The organism is Streptomyces sp. P1-3 (assembly GCF_050613155.1).
Taxonomy (GTDB): domain Bacteria; phylum Actinomycetota; class Actinomycetes; order Streptomycetales; family Streptomycetaceae; genus Streptomyces.
The window spans coordinates 1,648,363-1,670,192 of the sequence record NZ_CP192512.1 but is presented as its reverse complement, the minus strand read 5'-3'; the positions used below and the strand labels follow the sequence as shown (position 1 = coordinate 1,670,192).

Here is a 21,830-nt window from a genome sequence, read left to right as displayed (position 1 = left end):
TCGACATCGAGATATCTGCCGAGAGGCGTACCGCGATGCCCGCCGGCTGAGGCAAGCCTAACTTAGGCATACCTTAGCGGATGGGCGTGGCCCCTGCGACGGCAGGATTGCGCTGGTACGCGCGAGGATCACGCAAGAAGGAGACTGTCGTGTCGGCGAACAGCTTCGACGCCCGCAGCACGCTGCAGGTGGGCGACGAGTCGTACGAGATCTTCCGGCTGGACAAGGTGGAGGGCTCCGCCCGGCTGCCGTACAGCCTGAAGGTGCTGCTGGAGAACCTGCTCCGCACCGAGGACGGCGCGAACATCACCGCCGACCACATCCGCGCGCTCGGCGGCTGGGACTCCCAGGCGCAGCCGAGCCAGGAGATCCAGTTCACGCCGGCCCGCGTGATCATGCAGGACTTCACCGGTGTGCCGTGTGTCGTGGACCTCGCGACCATGCGCGAGGCCGTCAAGGAGCTCGGCGGCGACCCGGCGAAGATCAACCCGCTGGCCCCGGCCGAGCTGGTCATCGACCACTCCGTCATCGCCGACAAGTTCGGCACCCCGGACTCCTTCGCCCAGAACGTGGAGCTGGAGTACGGCCGCAACCGCGAGCGCTACCAGTTCCTGCGCTGGGGCCAGACCGCCTTCGACGAGTTCAAGGTCGTCCCGCCCGGCACCGGCATCGTCCACCAGGTGAACATCGAGCACCTGGCCCGCACCGTCATGGTCCGAGGCGGCCAGGCCTACCCCGACACCCTCGTCGGCACCGACTCGCACACCACCATGGTCAACGGCCTCGGTGTGCTGGGCTGGGGCGTCGGCGGCATCGAGGCCGAGGCCGCCATGCTCGGCCAGCCGGTCTCCATGCTCATCCCGCGCGTCGTCGGCTTCAAGCTGACCGGCGAGCTGCCCACCGGCACCACCGCCACCGACCTGGTGCTGACCATCACCGAGATGCTGCGCAAGCACGGCGTGGTCGGCAAGTTCGTGGAGTTCTACGGTGAGGGCGTCGCCGCCACCTCGCTCGCCAACCGCGCCACCATCGGCAACATGTCGCCGGAGTTCGGCTCCACCGCCGCGATCTTCCCGATCGACGGCGAGACCCTGAAGTACCTGCGCCTGACCGGTCGCAGCGAGCAGCAGGTCGCGCTGGTCGAGGCGTACGCCAAGGAGCAGGGCCTGTGGCTGGACCCGGCCGCCGAGCCGGACTTCTCCGAGAAGCTGGAGCTGGACCTCTCCACGGTCGTCCCGTCGATCGCCGGTCCCAAGCGCCCGCAGGACCGCATCGTCCTGGCCGAGGCCGCGCAGCAGTTCGCGCAGGACGTGCGCAACTACGTCGGTGACGACGAGGAGGCGGGCAAGGAGTCCTTCCCGGCCTCCGACGCCCCGGCGGTGGACCACAACGGCGCGCCGACCAAGCCGACCCAGGTCACCTCCCCCGACGGCACGGTCTACGAGATCGATCACGGCGCCGTCACCGTCGCCGCGATCACCTCCTGCACCAACACCTCGAACCCGTACGTCATGGTCGCCGCCGCGCTGGTGGCCAAGAAGGCGGTGGAGAAGGGCCTGACCCGCAAGCCGTGGGTCAAGACCACCCTCGCCCCGGGCTCCAAGGTCGTCATGGACTACTACGACCGCGCCGGGCTCACCCCGTACCTCGACAAGATGGGCTTCAACCTCGTCGGCTACGGCTGCACCACCTGCATCGGCAACTCCGGCCCGCTGCCGGAGGAGGTCTCCAAGGCCGTCAACGAGGCCGACCTGGCCGTGACGTCCGTGCTCTCCGGCAACCGCAACTTCGAGGGCCGGATCAACCCGGACGTCAAGATGAACTACCTGGCGTCCCCGCCGCTGGTCGTCGCGTACGCCATCGCGGGCTCCATGAAGGTGGACATCACCAAGGACGCCATCGGCATCGACACCGACGGCAACCCGGTCCACCTCAAGGACATCTGGCCCACCGAGGCCGAGGTCAACGAGGTCGTCGCCTCCGCGATCGGCCAGGACATGTTCGCCACCTCCTACCAGGACGTCTTCGCGGGCGACGCGCAGTGGCAGGCGCTGCCGATCCCGACCGGCAACACGTTCGAGTGGGACCCGCAGTCCACCTACGTCCGCAAGCCCCCGTACTTCGAGGGCATGACGATGGAGTCGGCCCCGGTCACCGACATCGCCGGTGCCCGCGTGCTGGCGAAGCTGGGCGACTCGGTCACCACCGACCACATCTCCCCGGCCGGTGCGATCAAGGCCGACACCCCGGCCGGCCAGTACCTGACCGAGCACGGCGTCGAGCGTCGCGACTTCAACAGCTACGGCTCGCGCCGCGGCAACCACGAGGTCATGATCCGCGGCACCTTCGCCAACATCCGCCTGCGCAACCAGATCGCGCCGGGCACCGAGGGCGGCTACACCCGCGACTTCACGCAGGAGGGCGGCCCGGTCTCCTTCATCTACGACGCCTCGCGCAACTACATCGACGCGGGCACGCCGCTGGTCGTCCTGGCGGGCAAGGAGTACGGCTCCGGCTCGTCCCGCGACTGGGCCGCCAAGGGCACCGCGCTCCTCGGCGTCAAGGCCGTCATCGCCGAGTCCTACGAGCGCATCCACCGCTCGAACCTCATCGGCATGGGCGTGCTGCCGCTCCAGTTCCCGGAGGGCGCCTCGGCCCTGGCCCTTGGCCTGACCGGCGAGGAGACCTTCTCCATCACCGGCGTCACCGAGCTGAACGACGGCACGACCCCGCGCACCGTCAAGGTCACCACGGACACGGGCGTGGAGTTCGACGCGGTCGTCCGCATCGACACCCCGGGTGAGGCGGACTACTACCGCAACGGCGGCATCATGCAGTACGTGCTGCGCAGCCTGATCCGCAAGTAAGCGGTAGCCGGCAGCGGACAGCCGAACGGGCCGCACCCCCATGCCGGGGTGCGGCCCGTCAGCCATTCTTGGACCAGGTCGGACGCCGGGCGATGTGGATCCCCACGGCCACCGCCATGAGCACCGCGGTCACGCTGCCGAGCACCATCATGGTCGATGGAGACGTGCGGTCCACGACGACGCCGCCGACCAGCGCCCCCACGGAGATCGTCGCCTGGAACGACGCGGTGAAGAGCACCGAGGCCGCCTCCGGCGCGGCGGGGCACGCCTGCGAGAACCATGCCTGGGAGCAGACGGGCACGGCACCGTACGCGACACCCCAGACGACGAGCAGCGCCAGCGCACCGATGTGCCACCTGCCCAGAACGGGAAGCAGTCCCGTCGCGCAGGCGAGCATTCCCGCGGCGGCCGCGAACGTGGCGTGCGGATGGCGCGCCACCGTGGCGCCGCCCACGAAATTGCCGACGATCCCGGCGGCTCCATACGTGAGCAGAAGGACGGTGACCAGTCCCGGGCCCGCGTGGGAGACCTGCTCCAGGAACGGGGTCACATAGGTGTACGCCCCGAAATGGGCCAGCACGATGAGAAAGGTCGTCAGCAGCGCGAAACGCGTGGTGACGCTCTTGAGCGCGGTACGCAGGACACGCAGCCGGGTGACGCGCCTGGGCGGCAGCGTGGGCAGCACCAGGAGCATCGTGATCCAGACCCCTACGGCCAGCACTCCCATGACGGCGAACGCCGTCCGCCAGCCGGCGACGTCCCCGATGAACGTGCCGACGGGCACACCGAGCACGGAGCCCAGGGGAACCGCCGAGAAGATCACCGCTGTCGCCCTGCCGACCGACTCCGCCGGTACGAGCCGGTCGGCCAGACCGGCCCCGATCGACCAGAAGCCGCCGATCGTCACCCCGACCAGGACCCGGGAGACCAGCACCAGCTCGTAGGACGGGGCCGCCGCGGCGAGGAAGTCGGCCAGTGCCAGCAGAAGCATGAAAGCGCACAGCATCAGCCGGCGGTCGATCCGTGCCGTCGCCACGGTGACCAAGGGAGCGGAGACGGCGGCCAGGAACCCCGGCATGGTCATCATCAGGCCCGCCATCCCGTCCGAGACGGTGAAGTCGGCCCCGATCAACGTCAGCAGGCCGATCGGCAGGATCTCGGTGGTGACGATCGAGAAGATCCCCATCATCACCGAGATCACGGCCAGCCAGCCGACCAAAGGCGACGGCGTGGCAATTCTCGTGTCGTCAGCGGGATCGGCCGAATCGGTGGAATGGGCGGTGGCTGCGGACATGGATTCCGTCCTGTGGTGGGCATCGCAATGGCTACGCCCAGCAGTTCAGCAACCGCCGCCGAAAGCGTCCGGCGGATTCTCGACGCCAACGGCATCGCGGAACGGTGATGTCGCATTCTCGCCGAACGCGCCCCCGAAAAGCGGTATGGGCCGCATTTCCCTCGCGGGAATGCGGCCCATTCGCTCACCCGGTCACCCGGTCAGCGCTCAGAACATCTGGACGTACTGGTTCCAGCCCGAGGCACCGATCTTGCTGCGCTTGGCGAACGGCTTGGCGTAGTCGCCGGTGCCCTTGTACAGCCACGCCGCACCGGAGCGGTCGACGGCCACGAGGTCCGCCTTGCCGTCGCCGGTCAGGTCGCCCTGCCCCGCCAGCTGGGTGTACTGGCCCCAGCCGGCGCCGATGTCAACCGGTTTGATCGCCCAGAAGTTCGACCTCCGCCAGGGTTGCCTGCCCGTCGGTCACCAGGCGGTAGTGCCGGTATGTTCCCGGCGACCGTACGGAGAAGACGCGCGTCTGGCGGTCCCAGCGGAAGGACTCGCCGGAGCGCCGGTCCAGCTCATGCCACCGCCGGCCGTCGTCCGAGCCCTGGAGAACCCAGCCCGACGGCGCGTCGGCCCGGTGCGACGACGTCAGCGTGTACTGCACCGCGCGCCGCGCCGACGCGACCGGCAGGTCCAGCGAGCCGAACGACGCGTCCGTCGCCGAGGAGTCGTCGAAGAGCGGCCCGGAGCCGTCGAGCAGGTCGCCGCGCGGTGCGGGCACCTTGTCGTCCTGGGTGACGGAGGACGGGCCGGCGCGCCTGCCGGTGCCCCAGGCCGACGGCCTGTCACCCATCGCGAACTCCAGCGTCCCGCCCCGGGCCAGCACCGCGTGCGGAAGCGCCGTGGAATCCCAGCGCTCGCCGTTGACCTTCACGCCCTGGACGTAGACGTTGCGGGCGCTGTTGCGCGGGGCCTTGACCACCAGGTCACGGCCGTTCTCCAGATGCACCGTCGCCTTCTTGAACAAGGGCGATCCGATCGCGTACTCCGCGCCGCCCATCACCAGCGGATAGAACCCCAGCGCGCTGAAGACGTACCACGCCGACTGCTCGCCGTTGTCCTCGTCGCCGTGGTAGCCCTGGCCGATCTCGCTTCCGGTGTACAGCCGGGAGAGGACCTCGCGGACCTTCTCCTGGGTCTTCCACGGCTGTCCGGCCGCGTCGTACATGTACGTGGCGTGGTGGGCGACCTGGTTGCTGTGCCCGTACATGCCCATCCGTACGTCCCGCGCCTCGGTCATCTCGTGGATCACGCCGCCGTACGAACCGGCGAACTCCGGGCTCGCGGTCTCCGGTGTGGCGAAGTACGCGTCGAGCTTGCGGGCCAGGCCGTCCCGGCCGCCGTAGAGGTTGGCCAGGCCGCGGCTGTCCTGCGGCGCGGTGAAGGCATAGCCCCAGCCGTTGGTCTCGGTGTAGTCGTGGCCCCAGACGCGCGGGTCGTAGTCCGCCGACGGCACCCGCCACGTACCGTCCGCGTTCCTGCCCTGGAAGAAGCCCGCCGCACGGTCGAAATGCCTGACGTAGCCGCGGGCCCGGTTCAGGAAATAGGCGGACTCCTCCATGTAGCGGGTCTTCTTCGTCTTCTTGTAGAGGGCTTCGCCCATGCGCGCGAGCCCGAAGTCGTTGAGGTAGCCCTCCAGCGCCCAGGACATGCCCTCGTGCGTCCTCGTGGTCGTGTAGCCCAGGAACACGGAGGTGTCCATGCCCTTGCGGCCGACACCGGAGTGCGAAGGCGCCACCGTGGCGTTCTTCAGCGCGGCCTCGTACGCGGCCTCGGCATCGAAGTCCACACCCTTGAGGTAGGCGTCGGCGAAAGCCACGTCCGAGCTGGTGCCGGTCATCAGATCGGCGTAGCCGGGCGAGGACCAGCGGGATATCCAGCCGCCGTCCTTGTACTGCTGGACGAAGCCGTCGACCATCTCGCCCGCGCGCTCGGGGGTGAGCAGGGAGTAGGCGGGCCAGGTGGTGCGGTAGGTGTCCCAGAAACCGTTGTTCACGTAGACCTTGCCGTCCACGATCCGCGCGCCGGTGCGGGTCGGGGTGTTCTCCCCGGCCGGCGGGGAGAAGGGGCTGGCGTACTGGTATCGGGGGCTGTCCGCGGTCCCCGTGTTCTCGAAAGCGGAATTGGGATACAGATACAGCCGGTAGAGGCTGGAGTAGAGCGAGGTGAGCTGGTCGCGGTCGGCGCCTTCGACCTCCACCCGGCCCAGGATGGCATCCCACTCGGCCTGCGCCCGCGCCCTGACCTGCTCGAAGTTGGTGGACTCCGGGATCTCGCGGGCCAGGTTGGCCTTCGCCTGGTCGACGCCGATCAGCGAGGTGGCGATGCGCAGGGTGACGGTGCGGTCCGCGCCCGGCCGGAAGCGGAAGTAGCCGGTGACGTCCTTGCCGCTGTCGCCGGGCAGCTTGCCGCCGGCGGTCACGGGGGTGTCGAAGACCCCGTACACGAACATCCGGGTCGCACCGGTCGACAGACCGCTCCTGACGTCGGAGAAGCCGGTCACCACCCCGCGGTCGGCGTCCAGGGTCAGCCCGCCGTCGCCGGTGGCGTTGTCGAAGACGACGCTCGCGTCCTCACCCGGATAGGTGAACCGCATGACGGCCGCGTGGTCGGTCGGCGCGATCTCCGCCCTGAGGCCGTTCTCGAACCGTACGCCGTAGTGGTGCGGCCGGGCGGTCTCGGCCGTGTGGCGGAAGGGGAGGGCACGGGCGTGGCGTGAAGCGTCCGGCGTGCCCGCGGCCGCCGACGGCATCACCTGGAAGGTCTGCCGGTCGCCCATCCAGGGGCTGGGCTCGTGGCTGGCGCTGAACGCCTGGATCGTGGGCAGGTTGTCCGCGTTGTTCGCGCGCGCGTAGTGGTACAGCCAGTCGGTGGCACCGGCGTTGGTCACCGGGGTCCAGAAGTTGAAGCCGTTCGGTACGGCGGTGGCGGGGAAGGCGTTGCCGCGCGAGAAGCTCCCGCTCGAGTTGGTGCCGCGGGTGGTGACGGCGTAGTCCGACAGATGGGCGAGCCGTCTCCCGGGCTTCTTCGGGGCGACGGAGACGTCGTCGAGCCAGCCGCGGAAGGCCGCAGGCCCCTTGGGCGCGTCGTACGCCACCAGGATCCGGTCGACCGTCTTCCCCGCGGCGACCGCCCCGATCCGGGCCTCCTTGTGGTTCCACTGGTTCACGTACAGGGTCTTGGAGGCGGCCTGGCCGCGCGGGGAGAGCTCCGCGCCGTGCTGGTCGACCGCGCCCAGATCACTCAGATAGGTGCCGTCCGTGAAGGCGAGGTCCACCGACACATGCGTGGCGGGGTAGCGCAGGTCCGTCTCCGGCATCGAGGGGAAGACCCGGTAGGACAGCACGGTGTCGGCGGAGACCGCCGTGTCGACGTCGAAGACCTTGTTGTACGAGTACGCCCGGCCGTCCGGCCGGTGCGTGCCGGCGTAGGCCAGCGCGTGCGTTCCGGTGAAGCCCGCACGGGCCTTGGCGGTGGGGGAGCCGGACGGGCCGCGGTCGACCTGGCTGCGCATGGCGGACGGGGCGGGTGGGCTGGTGTCGCGGCCGCCGAACTGCACCTCGGCGAGCTGGGTCAGGTCGTCACCCGCGTTGCGGGTGATCTCCAGCCGGAAGCGGCGGTACTCCGTGGCGTTGTCGAAGGAGAACTCCCTGGTCTGGTGGCGTCGTGGGAAGTCCTCACCCGTACGGGTGTCCAGGGTCCGCCAGTCCTCGCCGTCGGTGGAGCCCTTGAGGGTCCAGTCGCGCGGGTCGCGGCCCGCCGCGTCATTGGCCGAGGTGAGCGCGTACCGGACGACGTCCACCGGTTCGGAGAACTCGAACTCCAGCCGGGCCGTGCGGGTGAAGACCAGCCACTTGCTGGTGGGCTCGCCGTCGACGAGGTTCTCCTTGACCTCGCCCCCGGCCGTGTTCTCCCCGCTCGCTGAGACCTCGGTGACCTTGTCCGTCACATTGCCGGGAATTCCCGTGCTGTAGGCGCCGTCGACGCCGGACGCCTTCTGCGCCCCACCGGGTCCGGTCTCCACGGTGTTGCGCCAATCGGGTGCGGGATCGCCCGGTTCGAAGGAAGAGCCGAACGTGCCGGCGGGCGCCTGGCGTTGGTGCTGGGTGGCGGCGGCCGCGGTGGCCGTCGCGGGCGTGGCCGTCGCGCCGGCGGCGCCTTCCGCGGTCACCGCCAGCGCGACGGCCGTCACCACGGCGGTGAGGCGCCCGGCCCGGCGCCGTCGTCTGTGTCCTCGCATCGCAGCCTCTCATCGGGCGCCGCTCAGCCGGAACCGAGGGCGACAACGTTGTCAAGCCACTGGAGCAGAGACCAGTAGGAAGCACGGGGCCCGTGGTGTCAAGGGTGCTGCGTACGGCGGGAGATGGGGGAGTGGACGCGGCGAGGGGCCGCGGCGTCCGAACGGACTCCGCGGCCCCTCGCCCGGGCGGGTGTGCGGCTCGTTACGACTTCGTGGACTTCTTGGTGGCCAGTGAGATCCGGCAGGTCTTCGCCTTCTTGCCGGAGTCGGCGATCAGGCCGTGGACCCTGACGGTCTTCTTGCCGTTGCCGGCCACCTCGGCGCCGGACTCGATGCCCGTGGTGATGACGTCGTCGTTGTCCTTGCCGGTGAAGCCCACCATGATCGAGTAGTACTGCGTGGTGGACGAGGAATTGGTGACCTTTACATCGGCATACGGCTTACTGGACGCATCCCATCCGCAGTTCCCCATCTTGACGTCCGGGGTGATCAGCCCGTAGCTGGGGTCGTCCGGCTCGTCGGGCTCCTCGGTCTCGGTCGGTTCCGGGGTCGGTTCCGTCGGCTTCACGGGCAGCTTCGCCATGGCCTGGCCGACCGCCGTGCCGCTCTTGCTGTCCCCGCTCGACGAGCCGCCGCCGTCCTGCGAGCCGCATCCCGAGACGAGCGCGAGTGTCGCGACCACGACAACGCTGGTGGCAAGGGGGAGCTTCTTACGGAGCACTGGGGAGCCGCCTCTCAATCTGTCGCCCGCACGGCGGCACGCCGTAGGGCCTTCCGTCCCCTACGGTATGTCGAACAGGTCTCAACTCGGGAAAGACGCAGAATAAATGCGCTATCGATCTTGCCCAGTTGTGCGGAAGTGGACTATACCTGTCGGCGTCTGAGCGGCCGTCCGACCCGGCAGCCGCCCCGCGGGGTTGTCGCGCCGGTGGCCTCGCGTCGCATTTGTTTCACGGCTCCCGGCGCGCACCCAAGCACCACAACTCAGCTTCAACCGACCTGCGGTGTCGGCCCCTCGCCCAGGCGAGGCGTATACGGGAGACCGATGCACCGCCTGTCCGAGAGAAGGCGAGACATAAGCATGGGATTCACCTCAGACAACTCAGGCATCGGGCGTCGCGACCTGATCAAGCGGTCCGCGGCGCTCGGCGTCATCTCCGTCCCGACCTTGAGTGTGCTGTCCGCCTGCGCCACCGGCGGCGGGGACGGGGACAGTGACAACGGCGTGGACAAGAGCAAGGGCAAGACCAGCGCCAAGAATCCGCTGGGCGTGAAGAACGGCGCCACACTGGAGGCCTTCATCTTCAAAGGCGGTCTCGGCGACGAGTACGCCAGAGACGCGGAAGCCGATTACCGGGCGACCTACGACGCCAAGGTGAACCACACCGGTACCCAGCAGGTGGGGCCGAAGCTCCAGCCCCGCTTCGCGGGCGGCAATCCGCCGGACGTCATCGACAACTCCGGCGCCGAACACCTGGACATGAACAACCTGTCCTCGCAGGGGCAGCTGGTGGACCTGGCGCCGCTGCTGGACGCGCCGTCTTTTGACGACCCGAAAAAGAAGGTCCGGGACCTCCTTTACCCCAGCACTCTGGAAAAGGGCAAGCACAAGGATGTCTTCGACGTCCTCTATTACGCCTTCACGGTCTACGGCACCTGGTATTCACAGAAGCTGCTCGACGACAAGGGCTGGGAATATCCCAAGACCCTGGACGACATGGTCAGGCTGTGTGCCGACATCAAGCAGGCGGGTATCGCCCCGTGGTCCTACCCCGGGCAGTATCCGTACTACGTCCACTTCAATCTCTTCGGGCAGATCGCCAAGATCGGCGGCATGGAGAAGTGGATCGCCATCGACAATCTGGAGCCCAAGGCCTGGTCCTCCAACGACGCGGTCCAGCAGGTCGTCGAGTTCTATGAGGAACTGGCCGCCAAGGGCTACATCCTCAAGGGCAGCGAGGGCCGCTCGCACACCCAGACCCAGACGAAGTGGAACCAGCGCGAGGCGGTCTTCATTCCGAACGGCTCGTGGGTGGAGAACGAGTCGCAGTCGACCACGCCCAAGGACTTCGGCATGGCGGTCGGCGCGCTCTTCGACGGCGGCCCCGACGACGCGATGCCGCACGGCACGGTCCGCGCCGAACCGAGTGAGCCCTTCATCGTCGCCAAGCAGGGCAAGAACCCGACCGGCGGCATGGAACTGCTCCGCATCATGCTCTCCAAGAAGCACTCGCAGAACTTCGCCAGGAAGGTGAAGTCGCTCACCTCGGTCATGGGAGCCACCGAGGGAATGGAGCTGACGCCGGGACTCTCGGCCGCGCGGCAGGTGGTCAAGGACGCCGGCGAGAACCTGGTGTCCATTCAGCTCCAGGAGTGGTACCCGAAGCTGACGGACGAAAAGATCGGCGGGCTGACACTGGAGCTCCTCACCGGCGACATCAAGGCCAAGGAGTGGATCCGGAAGACCCAGCGGTACGCCGACGAATGGGCCGCCGACGACGAGGTGACGAAGTTCCAGCGGACCGTCTGACCTGCCAGGACTAGGTACGAGGAGGGCCGGGAGCGGAATGCGGCGCGGCAAGTACCGATTCATCGTGGGATTCCAGAAGTACCGATTCATCGCGGGGTTCCTGGCCCTGCCTCTGGCCATTTACGGGATCTTTGTGATCTCGCCCTTCATCCAGGCCTTCCAGATCTCGCTCACGGAATGGCGCGGCGTCCAGGGCACCGCCAAATACGTCGGCTTCGAGAACTACGACAAGCTGCTGCACAGCGACGAGTTCATGAACGCGTTGAAGCACAACGTGATCATGCTGGCCGTGGTGCCGCTGGTGACCCTGGCGCTGGGCCTGTTCTTCGCCTTCATGCTCAATGTCGGCGGGCGGTCGCGGCGCGGCGCCGTCATCACCGGGGTGCGCGGCTCTTCGGCGTACAAGTTCATCTTCTTCTTCCCCCAGGTCATCTCCATCACCATCATCGCGGTGATCTGGTTCAACGTCTTCAACCCCGACCCCAGCGACGGCATGCTCAACGGCCTGCTCGGCGCGGTGGGGCTGGAATCCCTGCAGAGCGCCTGGCTCGGCGACAAGGACCTGGCGCTGGGCTGCATGATGGTCGTGATGATCTGGGCGCACGTCGGCTTCTACGTCGTCCTCTTCTCCGCGGCCATGGCCAACATTCCGCGGGACATCTACGAGGCGGCGCTGCTGGACGGGGCCAGCCGCATGCACACCTTCTTCCGCATCACCCTGCCGCTGCTGTGGGACACGGTGCAGACGGGGTGGGTCTACATGGGCATCATCGCGATGGACGCCTTCGTTCTGGTGCGCATCATGTCGGGTGGTCTGGGCGGTCCGAACGGGGCGACGGACGTGGTGCCCCTGCGGCTGTATCTGACCGCCTTCGGACAGGAGAGCAGATTCGGCTACGCGGCGGCCATGGGCGTCGCCATGCTGGTGGTCACGCTGCTGTTCGCCGTACTCACGATGCGCTTCGCGCGCCGTGAGCGGATCGAGTTGTAGGGACGGGACGGACCGATGACGACGGAGATCGACGCCGTAGCGAAGCAGGACACCGTCCCGGCGGCGGGCGAGCGGCGGCGTGGGGAGCCGGCCCGCGGCCGCTCCGAGGGCGGCGTGCTGAACGTGTTCTCACACGGCATGCTCGTGGTCTGGGCCCTCATGGTGGGCATGCCGCTGCTGTGGGTCATGTGGAGCTCGTTCAAGTCCACCGCGGACATTCTCAACCACCCCTGGTCGCTGCCCACCGAGCTGCATTTCGAGAACTGGAGCAAGGCCTGGCGGGAGGCCAGCTTCGGCGACTACTTCTACAACACGGTCATCGTGGTCGGCGGCTCCGTCATCGGGACGATGGTGCTGGGCTCCATGGCCGCGTACGTACTGGCCCGCTTCGCCTTCCCCGGCAACCGCCTCATCTACTACCTCTTCGTCGGCGGTATGGCGTTCCCGGTGTTCATGCTGGTCATCCCGCTGTTCTTCGTGATGCGGGACTTCCCGGGGGAGAATCTGCTGGCGACGTACCACGGCCTGATCCTGGTCTACATCGCCTACTCGCTGCCGTTCACGGTCTTCTTCATGACCGCGTTCTTCCGCACCCTGCCGACGTCCGTGGCCGAGGCCGCCATGATCGACGGCGCGTCCCACAGCCGGACCTTCTTCCAGGTGATGCTGCCGATGGCCAAGCCGGGCCTGATCAGCATCGGCATCTTCAACTTCCTGGGGCAGTGGAACCAGTACCTGCTCCCCATGGTGCTCAACCAGGACCAGAAGAAGTACGTGCTCACCCAGGGCCTGGCGGAGATCGCGCTGAACCAGGGGTACAACAGCGACTGGGGCGCGCTGATGGCGGGGATGACGATCGCGATGCTCCCGGTCCTGCTGGTCTACCTGATCTTCCAGCGGCAGGTGCAGGCGGGTCTGACCGCCGGTGCGATCAAATAGTCCGCGCGGTCCGGACGACTTCTGTCAAGGTCTTGACGTGGGGCAACCCAGGCGGCTCAGCTTAGGGTTCACATGTTGGAGACAGTGCCGGGTCCCATCGTCGCGACCCGGCCGGTGGCCGGCCGTCGCGCCGTCCGCCGAGGCAGGAGTGGATGGGCGTGGAGACTCCGGGATCGCAGTCGTCGCTGCACCGGGCCAACCTGGAGCGGGTCGTACGGGCGGTACGGATGGCGGGCTCGCTGACCCAGGCGGAGATCGCCCGGAGTACGGGCCTGTCCGCCGCCACGGTCTCCAACATCGTCCGCGAGCTCAAGGACGGCGGGACGGTCGAGGTCACGCCCACCTCGGCGGGCGGCCGCCGGGCCCGCAGCGTCTCGCTGAGCGGTGACGCGGGCATCGTCGTCGGCGTGGACTTCGGCCACACCCACCTGCGGGTCGCCATCGGCAACCTCGCGCACCAGGTGCTCGCCGAGGAGGCCGAGCCACTGGACGTGGACGCCTCCGCCGCCCAGGGCATGGACCGCGCGGAGTACCTGGTCAACCGCCTGATCGCGGCCACCGGCAGCAGCCCGGAGAAGGTGATCGGCGTGGGGCTCGGCGTGCCGGGGCCGATCGACATGGAGACCGGAGCGCTCGGTTCGACCGCCATCCTGCCGGGCTGGGCGGGCACCAATCCGCGCGACGACCTCGCCGCGCGGCTCGGTGTCCCGGTCCATGTCGACAACGACGCCAACCTGGGCGCGCTGGGCGAGCTGGTCTGGGGGGCCGGGCGCGGGGTCGCGGACCTCGCGTACATCAAGATCGCCAGCGGCGTCGGCGCCGGACTGGTCATCAACGGCCAGATCTACCGCGGGCCCGGCGGTACGGCGGGCGAGATCGGGCACATCACGCTGGACGAGTCGGGGCCGGTGTGCCGCTGCGGCAACCGCGGCTGCCTGGAGACCTTCACCGCCGCCCGGTACGTGCTGCCGCTGCTGCACTCCAGCCATGGCACCGATCTGACCGTGGAGCGGATGGTGCAGCTCGCCAGGGAGGGCGACCCCGGCTGCCGCCGGGTGATCGCGGACGTGGGCCGGCACATCGGCAGCGGCGTGGCGAACCTGTGCAACCTGCTGAACCCCCGCCGGGTGGTGCTCGGCGGGCACCTCGCCGAGGCCGGTGACCTGGTCCTCAACCCCATCCGCGAGTCGGTCGCGCGGTACGCGATCCCCAGCGCGGCCCGCCAGCTGTCGGTGATGCCCGGTGCGCTGGGCGGCCGGGCGGAGGTGCTGGGGGCCCTCGCACTGGTCCTCAGCGAGATGGGCGACTCCACGCTGCTGGACGGCGCGCTGCCGGCGAGGACCGCGGCGCTGAACTGAGTGGGGCGCCGCGCCGGGCGCGTGGCTGAAAATAACCCCAGGGGCGGCTGTCGAACGGGCCCTGGGCGCAACCGGGCGGGGGTGGCGCCCGCCCGCGCCGCCCCCTGCCTGCGCCGCGTCACGCTGGGTTCACACAGATAACGAATGGCACCGTTGCCATCTCGTTAAGGATTTACTTCTTGACGACATCCTTATGGCCGAGTTGACTTCCAGCCACCTCGGCCGCAATGACGCGGCCTCGTCAGGGAGGTCACCCCCATATGAACGCCACGATGCGTCGCGTCGCCATTGCCACCGCCGCCATATCCATGGCCGCGTCCCTCGCCGCCTGCGGTTCCGCGAAGGAAGCCGGAGGCGACAAGGAGAGAGACAAGAAGAAGACCGGCCCGCTCACCATCGGCCTGCTCCTCCCGGAGGACCAGACCGCGCGGTACGAGAACTTCGACAAGCCGCTGATCACCAAGCACATCAAGGGCCTGTGCGACGAGTGCGAGGTCCAGTACGTCAACGCCAAGTCCGACGCGTCCCTGCAGCAGCAGCAGGTCGACTCGATGATCACCAAGGACGTCGACGTGATCATCCTGGACGCCGTGGACTCCGAGTCCATCGCCAGCTCCGTGAAGAAGGCCGACGAGGCCGGCATCCCGGTCGTGGCGTACGACCGGCTCGCCCAGGGCCCGGTATCCGCCTACACCTCCTTCGACAACAAGAAGGTCGGCCAGGTCCAGGGCAAGGCGCTTCTCGAGGCCCTCGGCGACAAGGCCGACGACGGCGAGATCGTGATGCTCAACGGCTGGGAGGCCGACCCCAACGCCGCCGACTTCAAGAAGGGCGCGCTCTCCGTCCTCAAGGGCAAGGTCAAGATCGGCAAGTCCTACGACGTCGACCGCTGGCTGGCGGACAAGGCCAACGACGCGATGAACGGCGCCATCTCCTCGCTCGGCAAGGACAAGATCATCGGTGTCTACTCCGCCAACGACGGCATGGCGGGCGGCGCGATCACCGCGCTGAAGAACGGCGGCTTCGACCCGCTGCCCCCGGTCACCGGCCAGGACGCCGAACTCGCGGGCGTTCAGCGCGTCATCAGCGGCGACCAGTACATGAGCGTCTACAAGCCGTACGAGCCGGAGGCCACCGCCGCCGCCGAGATGGCCATCGCGCTCGGCCGCGGCGAGAAGGTGAACGCCTCCGCCACCGTGGACAGCCCGACCACCAAGGGCATCCCCGCCACGCTCATCACGCCGCTCGCGCTGACCAAGGACAACGTCAAGGACACCGTCATCAAGGACGGGCTGTGGAAGGTCGACGAGATCTGCACGGCGAAGTTCGCCTCCGCCTGCGCCGCGGCGGGCCTGAAGTAACGATTCGCCTCCAGTGCGGAGGCGCATGCGCGTGCTGACCGGGCCAGGGGCGGCGCCCCGCCGCCGGAGCCGAACCGGCATCCGCCGGCGGGTCCCGCCCCACGGCCCCGTCCGCCGCCCAGCCCCGGCCGCCGGGCCCCGCGCCCTCCTCCGCCGCCCGCGCTCGGCCGCGGGACCGAGGGGCGCGCCGCGTCCGCCCGGCCCAGGAACGCCGCACCACCCCCGCGGCGGGTCCCCATCTGACACACGAGCGAGGCGAGCTCACACTCTCCTCCGCAATCCGCAGGGTCACCTGCCCTAGATCGGAGAAGGCCATCGTGCCGAACGAACCCGTACTGGCGTTGCGCGGGATCTCCAAGCGGTTCGGCGCCGTCCAGGCGCTCACCGACGTCCATCTGGAGGTCCACCCCGGCGAGGTGGTCGCCCTGGTCGGCGACAACGGCGCCGGAAAGTCCACCCTCGTCAAGACCATCGCGGGCGCCGGCCCCGCCGACGACGGCGTCGTGGAGTGGTGCGGCAGGCCCGTGCAGATCCAGCGCCCCCACGACGCCCAGGAACTGGGCATCGCGACCGTCTACCAGGACCTCGCCCTCTGCGACAACGTCGACGTGGTCGGCAACCTCTTCCTGGGCCGCGAGATCCACCGCGCCGGTGTGCTGGACGAGGTCGAGATGGAGCGCCGCTCGCGCGAGCTGCTCAGCACCCTGTCGATCCGCATCCCCAGCGTGCGCATCCCGATCGCCTCGCTCTCCGGTGGCCAGCGGCAGACCGTCGCCATCGCCCGCTCGATGCTCGGCAACCCCAAGCTCGTGATCCTGGACGAGCCGACCGCCGCCCTCGGCGTGGAGCAGACCGCCCAGGTGCTCGACCTGGTGGAGCGGCTGCGGGAGCGCGGCCTCGCCGTGATCCTCATCAGCCACAACATGGCCGACGTCAAGGCTGTCGCGGACCGGGTCGCGGTGCTGCGGCTGGGCCGCAACAACGGCACCTTCGACGTGCGGAGCACGTCCCAGGAAGAGATCATCGCCGCCATCACCGGCGCCACGGACAATGCTGTCTCCCGCCGCAAGGCGCGCAACGGGGAGGTCGCCAAGTGACCACCAACACGCACACGCCCGACCCCTCGGGCGGCCCGGTCGACACCGCGCCGGTCGCCAAGGACGCCGTCACCGCCGTCGACCCGCGGCTGCTGGTCCGCGAGGAGGGCCTCCAGGGCTACCTCAAGGAGTTCGGCCGCAAGCTGCGCGGCGGTGACCTGGGGGCGCTCCCGGTCGTCGTCGGCATCGCCGTCATCTGGGCGATCTTCCAGTGGAAGGACGACGCCTTCCTCTCGCCGAAGAACCTCTCCGACCTGTCGATCCTGATCACCGGCACCGGGCTGATCTCCGTCGGCATCGTCTTCGTCCTGCTGCTCGGCGAGATCGACCTGTCCGTGGGCTCGGTCAGCGGCCTGGCGGCGGCGATCCTGGCGGTGCTCAACATCAACCACGGGGTGCCCGAGGGGATCGCGGTGCTCACCGCGCTGGCCGCCGGCGCCGTCCTCGGCGCGCTGCACGGCTTCTTCTTCGCCAAGATCGGCGTGCCGGCCTTCGTCGTCACCCTCGCCGGACTGCTCGCCTGGAACGGGCTGATGCTCCAGGTCCTGGGCACCACCGGCACCATCGGCATCGACGACGACAGCTTCGTGCGCAGCCTCACCGCGCACTACTTCACCGACATCGCCGCCGCCTACGGAGCCGCGACGGTCGCCGTGGTGGGCTTCTTCCTCGCCCAGTTCCTGGACAGCAGGCGCCGCGCCGCGGTCGGCATCCCCTCCCGCCCGCTGGCCGAGATCCTGGTGCGGACCGCCGTCCTGGCGATCCTCGCCTACGCCGCGGCGTGGAAGCTCAACGAGTACAAGGGCCTGCCCCTGGCCTTCGTGATCTTCCTCGTCGTGCTGGTCTTCTTCGACTTCCTGGTGCGCCGTACCTCCTACGGCCGCAAGGTGATCGCGCTGGGCGGCAGCGTCGAGGCCGCCAGGCGTGCCGGCATCAACGTCGCCGCCATCCGGATCTCGGTGTTCGCGATCGCCGGATTCATGGCCGCGAGCGGCGGGCTCATCATCGCCTCCAAGACCGCCTCCGCCAGCCAGCAGGCCGGTACCGGCAACCTGCTGATGGAGGCCATCGCGGCCGCGGTCATCGGCGGCACCAGCCTCTTCGGCGGTCGCGGCTCGGTCTGGTCGGCGCTGCTGGGCATGCTGGTCATCGGTTCGATCTCCTCCGGCATGAACCTGCTCGGCGTGTCGAACTCCATCCAATACATGATCACCGGTGCCGTGCTGCTCGCCGCCGTCGTGATCGACTCGGTCTCCCGCAGAACCCAACGCTCAGCCGGCCGCGGCTGACCCGTACGGCTCGGCCGACCTGTACGGACCAGCGGTCACGTACCCGTGCCCGGCACCGCCCCCGAGGCGGTGCCGGGCACACATGTGTACGACGATCACTCCCGTGACATACATCGCCTAGGCCGATCACATCCCGTTGCGGCCGGAACATTAGACTCGACGGACCTGCCAAGCTCGGCACACCACAATCAGCAGGCTCGGCACACTCGACAGCAAGGAGGCACGGGTGGCGTTGTTGACCCGCATCAGGGGACCGCGCGATCTGGACCGGCTCACGCCAGGACAGCTGGAGCGGCTGGCAGCCGAGATCCGCACCTTCCTCGTCGATGCCGTCTCCAAGACCGGCGGTCACCTCGGGCCCAACCTCGGCGTGGTCGAGCTGACCATCGCGCTGCACCGGGTGTTCCACAGCCCCAAGGACAAGGTGCTCTTCGACACCGGACACCAGTCCTACGTGCACAAGCTGCTCACCGGGCGGCAGGACTTCACGGCCCTCAAGGGCAAGGGCGGCCTGTCCGGGTACCCCTCGCGGGCCGAGTCCGAGCACGACGTCATCGAGAACAGCCACGCCTCCACCGTGCTGGGCTGGGCCGAGGGCATCGCCAAGGCCAACGAGCTGCTCGGCCGCCGCGACCACCACGTCGCCGCCGTCATCGGCGACGGCGCGCTGACCGGCGGCATGGCCTGGGAGGCGCTGAACAACATCGCCGCCGCCAAGGACCGCCCGCTGGTCATCGTCGTCAACGACAACGAGCGTTCCTACGCCCCGACCATCGGCGGCCTGGCCAACCACCTCGCCACGCTCCGTACCACCGACGGCTACGAGCGCTTCCTGGCCCGCGGCAAGGACATCCTGGAGCGCACCCCCGTGGTGGGGAAGCCGCTGTACGAGACGCTGCACGGCGCCAAGAAGGGGCTGAAGGACTTCATCGCCCCGCAGGGCATGTTCGAGGACCTGGGCCTGAAGTACGTCGGCCCCATCGACGGCCACGACATCGAGGCCCTGGAGTCCGCCCTCCAGCGCGCCAAGCGCTTCAACGGGCCGGTCATCGTGCACTGCCTCACCGAGAAGGGCCGCGGCTACCAGCCGGCCCTCCAGGACGAGGCCGACCGGTTCCACGCCGTCGGCAAGATCCACCCCGACACCGGGCTGCCGATCGCCGAGTCCGGCGCCGACTGGACCTCCGTCTTCGGCGAGGAGATGGTCAAGCTCGGCGAGGAGCGCGACGACATCGTCGCGATCACCGCCGCGATGCTCCAGCCGGTCGGCCTCGACAAGTTCGCCAAGCGCTTCCCGGACCGGGTCTACGACGTCGGCATCGCCGAGCAGCACGCGGCCGTCTCCGCCGCCGGACTGGCCACCGGCGGCGTGCACCCGGTCGTCGCCGTCTACGCCACGTTCCTCAACCGGGCCTTCGACCAGGTGCTCATGGACGTGGCGCTGCACAAGTGCGGTGTGACCTTCGTCCTGGACCGCGCCGGGATCACGGGCACCGACGGCGCCTCGCACAACGGCATGTGGGACATGTCGATCCTCCAGGTCGTCCCGGGCCTGCGGATCGCCGCCCCGCGCGACGCCGACCAGGTCCGCGCCCAGCTCCGCGAGGCCGTCGAGGTCGACGACGCCCCCACCGTCGTGCGCTACTCCAAGGGCGCGGTCGGCCCGGCCGTGCGGGCCCTCTCCCGGATCGGCGGCATGGACGTGCTGCGCGAGCCCGGCACCAAGAGCCCCGACGTGCTGCTGGTCTCGGTCGGTGCGCTCGCGCCGATGTGCCTGGAGATCGCCGGCCTCCTCGACCAGCAGGGCATCACCACCACCGTCGTCGACCCGCGCTGGGTCAAGCCGGTCGACGAGGCGCTGCCCGGCCTCGCCGCACGCCACCGCGTCGTCGTCACCGTCGAGGACAACAGCCGGGCGGGCGGCGTCGGCTCCGCGGTGTCGCAGGCACTGCGCGACGCGGGCGTCGACGTACCGCTGCGCGACTTCGGCATCCCGCCGCGGTTCCTGGACCACGCCTCCCGCAAGGAGGTCATGGCCGAGATCGGCCTGACCGCGCCGGACATCGCCCGGCAGGTCACCGGGCTGGTCGCGCGGATCGACGTGCCGGGCGAGAAGACCTCGGACGAGGCCGAGCCCGCCGAGGTCGCCGGCGACTGACCTCCCGGGCACCGGTTCTCCTGGGCCGGCTGGGGTTCCCCCAGCCGGCCCAGCGCGTTCCCGCTTCGCGCCCCTCCATCGGATGAAATGCGCACCCGCGCGGGTGTGACCGCGCCGCTGCCGTGCGCATAACAGAACGATGGCGCGGGACGGGCAAGCGTGAGAGGTGCACCGGTGAGCGTTTTCCGGACCAAGACGGTCGAGCAGTCCATCCAAGACACGGAGGAGCCCGAGCACGCCCTCCGCAAGTCGCTGTCCGCCTTCGACCTCATGGTTTTCGGTGTCGGGGTCATCATCGGCACCGGCATCTTCGTCCTGACCGGGAAGGTCGCCCGGGATACGGCGGGCCCCGCGACCGCCCTCGCGTTCGTGGCCGCCGGCGTGGTGTGCGCCCTGGCGGCCCTGTGCTACGCCGAGTTCGCCTCGACGGTGCCGGTGGCCGGGTCCGCGTACACCTTCTCCTACGCCTCGCTCGGTGAGCTGCCCGCCTGGATCATCGGCTGGGACCTGATCCTGGAGTTCGCGCTCGGCACCGCCGTGGTCGCGGTCGGCTGGTCCGGCTATGTGCGCTCGCTGATGGACAACGCAGGGTGGCACCTGCCGAACGTGCTGGAAGGTCCCGACGCCCCGGACGGCGTATTCGACCTGCTCGCCTTCGTGCTCGTGCTGCTTCTGACGGCCATCCTGGTCGTCGGGATGAAGCTGTCCGCCCGGCTCACCGCGCTCGTCGTCCTGATCAAGCTGGCCGTGGTGCTGATCGTCATCATCGCCGGATCCTTCTTCATCCACGCCGACAACTACGACCCCTTCATCCCGAAGGCGCAGGGCCAGACCTCGGGGTCGGGGCTCGACGCACCTCTCATCCAGGTGATGTTCGGCTATGAGCCCACGTCCTTCGGCGTCCAGGGCATCTTCACCGCGGCCTCCGTGGTCTTCTTCGCGTTCATCGGCTTCGACATCGTGGCCACCACGGCCGAGGAGACCAGGAATCCGCAGCGCGACATGCCGCGCGGCATCCTCGGCTCCCTCCTCATCTGCACCGTGCTGTACGTCGCCGTGTCGGTCGTGGTCACCGGCATGCAGAACTACAAGCTGCTGACGGTGGACGCGCCGCTCGCCGACGCCTTCAAGTCGACCGGCCACCCCTGGTACGCGGGCCTGATCAGCTTCGGCGCCGCGGTCGGCCTCACCACGGTATGCATGATCCTGCTGCTCGGTCAGACCCGGGTGTTCTTCGCGATGAGCCGCGACGGGCTCCTTCCCAGGTTCTTCTCGAAGGTGCATCCGCACTTCTCGACGCCGTACCGCTCCACCGTCCTGCTCGGCTGCATCATCGCCGTCATCGCGGGCTTCACCAGCATCTCCGAGCTGGCGACGCTGGTGAACATCGGCACGCTCTTCGCGTTCGTCGTGGTCGCGATCGGCGTCATCGTCCTGCGCCGCACCCGCCCCGACCTGCACCGGGCCTTCCGCACCCCGTGGGTGCCGGCACTGCCGATCGTCTCGGTCGCCGCCTCCACGTGGCTGATGCTCAATCTGCCGTCCGAGACCTGGGTGCGGTTCGGCATCTGGATGGCGATCGGCTTCGTCGTCTACTTCGTCTACGGACGCTCCCACAGCCGCATGAGCGCCACCGAGCAGGCCTGAAACCGGTGCGGCCC

The 21,830-nt window shown here is 69.0% G+C and carries 13 protein-coding genes and 1 pseudogene; 10 read left to right on the top strand and 4 right to left on the bottom strand.

Annotated features, from left to right (window positions below; translation table 11 throughout):
• The first annotated feature begins 149 nt into the window (after positions 1-149).
• Positions 150-2,867 carry an aconitate hydratase AcnA gene (gene acnA / locus ACQUSR_RS07130; RefSeq protein WP_431041704.1) on the top strand — a complete coding sequence of 906 codons (2,718 nt, stop codon included), beginning with the start codon at positions 150-152 and terminating at the stop codon, positions 2,865-2,867.
• A 58-nt stretch (positions 2,868-2,925) separates the two neighbouring features.
• Here acnA and ACQUSR_RS07125 read toward each other — a convergent pair whose 3' ends face one another.
• From ACQUSR_RS07125 to ACQUSR_RS07110, 4 genes and pseudogenes are all read right to left on the bottom strand, one after another.
• Entirely contained in the window at positions 2,926-4,161 is a 1,236-nt protein-coding gene (locus tag ACQUSR_RS07125; protein WP_431041703.1) for an MFS transporter, read from the bottom strand.
• A 222-nt stretch (positions 4,162-4,383) separates the two neighbouring features.
• Positions 4,384-4,566: pseudogene (locus tag ACQUSR_RS07120) on the bottom strand (hypothetical protein); the annotation flags it as partial.
• Position 4,567: 1 nt separating this feature from the next.
• Complete coding sequence (locus ACQUSR_RS07115; protein WP_431041702.1) at positions 4,568-8,446, bottom strand: GH92 family glycosyl hydrolase; 3,879 nt, start codon at positions 8,444-8,446, stop codon at positions 4,568-4,570.
• A 202-nt stretch (positions 8,447-8,648) separates the two neighbouring features.
• Entirely contained in the window at positions 8,649-9,167 is a 519-nt protein-coding gene (locus ACQUSR_RS07110) for a hypothetical protein (protein ID WP_431041701.1), read from the bottom strand.
• Between the two features lie 360 nt (positions 9,168-9,527).
• On the opposite strand from ACQUSR_RS07110, the gene ngcE reads away from it, so the two are divergent.
• The 9 genes from ngcE to ACQUSR_RS07065 all read left to right on the top strand — a co-directional run bounded on the left by ngcE (position 9,528) and on the right by ACQUSR_RS07065 (position 21,816).
• On the top strand, positions 9,528-10,976 hold the full coding sequence (gene ngcE / locus ACQUSR_RS07105) for an N-acetylglucosamine/diacetylchitobiose ABC transporter substrate-binding protein (RefSeq protein WP_431041700.1): 1,449 nt from the start codon (positions 9,528-9,530) through the stop codon (positions 10,974-10,976).
• Positions 10,977-11,013: 37 nt separating this feature from the next.
• Positions 11,014-11,967 (top strand): carbohydrate ABC transporter permease, encoded by a 954-nt coding sequence (locus ACQUSR_RS07100; RefSeq protein ID WP_431041699.1) that lies wholly within the window; start codon positions 11,014-11,016, stop codon positions 11,965-11,967.
• 15 nt (positions 11,968-11,982) lie between these two features.
• A complete protein-coding gene (locus tag ACQUSR_RS07095) occupies positions 11,983-12,906 on the top strand; it encodes a carbohydrate ABC transporter permease (RefSeq protein WP_431041698.1) in 924 nt (307 codons plus the stop codon).
• Between the two features lie 158 nt (positions 12,907-13,064).
• Entirely contained in the window at positions 13,065-14,264 is a 1,200-nt protein-coding gene (locus tag ACQUSR_RS07090; RefSeq protein WP_431041697.1) for an ROK family transcriptional regulator, read from the top strand.
• A gap of 260 nt (positions 14,265-14,524) precedes the next feature.
• Positions 14,525-15,625 (top strand): substrate-binding domain-containing protein, encoded by a 1,101-nt coding sequence (locus ACQUSR_RS07085; RefSeq protein ID WP_431041696.1) that lies wholly within the window; start codon positions 14,525-14,527, stop codon positions 15,623-15,625.
• 317 nt (positions 15,626-15,942) lie between these two features.
• Positions 15,943-16,722 (top strand): ATP-binding cassette domain-containing protein, encoded by a 780-nt coding sequence (locus tag ACQUSR_RS07080; protein WP_431041695.1) that lies wholly within the window; start codon positions 15,943-15,945, stop codon positions 16,720-16,722.
• On the top strand, positions 16,719-18,011 hold the full coding sequence (locus ACQUSR_RS07075) for a sugar ABC transporter permease (RefSeq protein ID WP_431041694.1): 1,293 nt from the start codon (positions 16,719-16,721) through the stop codon (positions 18,009-18,011). Before ACQUSR_RS07080 ends, ACQUSR_RS07075 begins: the two co-directional genes overlap by 4 nt.
• Before the next feature lie 226 nt (positions 18,012-18,237).
• Positions 18,238-20,169: a 1-deoxy-D-xylulose-5-phosphate synthase gene (dxs, locus tag ACQUSR_RS07070; protein ID WP_431041693.1), complete on the top strand. Its 1,932-nt coding sequence runs from the start codon at positions 18,238-18,240 to the stop codon at positions 20,167-20,169.
• A 174-nt stretch (positions 20,170-20,343) separates the two neighbouring features.
• Positions 20,344-21,816 carry an amino acid permease gene (locus ACQUSR_RS07065; RefSeq protein ID WP_431041692.1) on the top strand — a complete coding sequence of 491 codons (1,473 nt, stop codon included), beginning with the start codon at positions 20,344-20,346 and terminating at the stop codon, positions 21,814-21,816.
• Positions 21,817-21,830 lie beyond the last annotated feature (14 nt).

Coding starts and splice junctions, on each gene's coding strand:
- ACQUSR_RS07125 (WP_431041703.1), bottom strand. CDS start 4,161: ATGTCCGCAGCCACCGCCCATTCCACCGATTCGGCCGATCCCGCTGAC.
- ACQUSR_RS07115 (WP_431041702.1), bottom strand. CDS start 8,446: ATGCGAGGACACAGACGACGGCGCCGGGCCGGGCGCCTCACCGCCGTG.
- ngcE (WP_431041700.1), top strand. CDS start 9,528: ATGGGATTCACCTCAGACAACTCAGGCATCGGGCGTCGCGACCTGATC.
- ACQUSR_RS07100 (WP_431041699.1), top strand. CDS start 11,014: ATGCGGCGCGGCAAGTACCGATTCATCGTGGGATTCCAGAAGTACCGA.
- ACQUSR_RS07095 (WP_431041698.1), top strand. CDS start 11,983: ATGACGACGGAGATCGACGCCGTAGCGAAGCAGGACACCGTCCCGGCG.
- ACQUSR_RS07085 (WP_431041696.1), top strand. CDS start 14,525: ATGAACGCCACGATGCGTCGCGTCGCCATTGCCACCGCCGCCATATCC.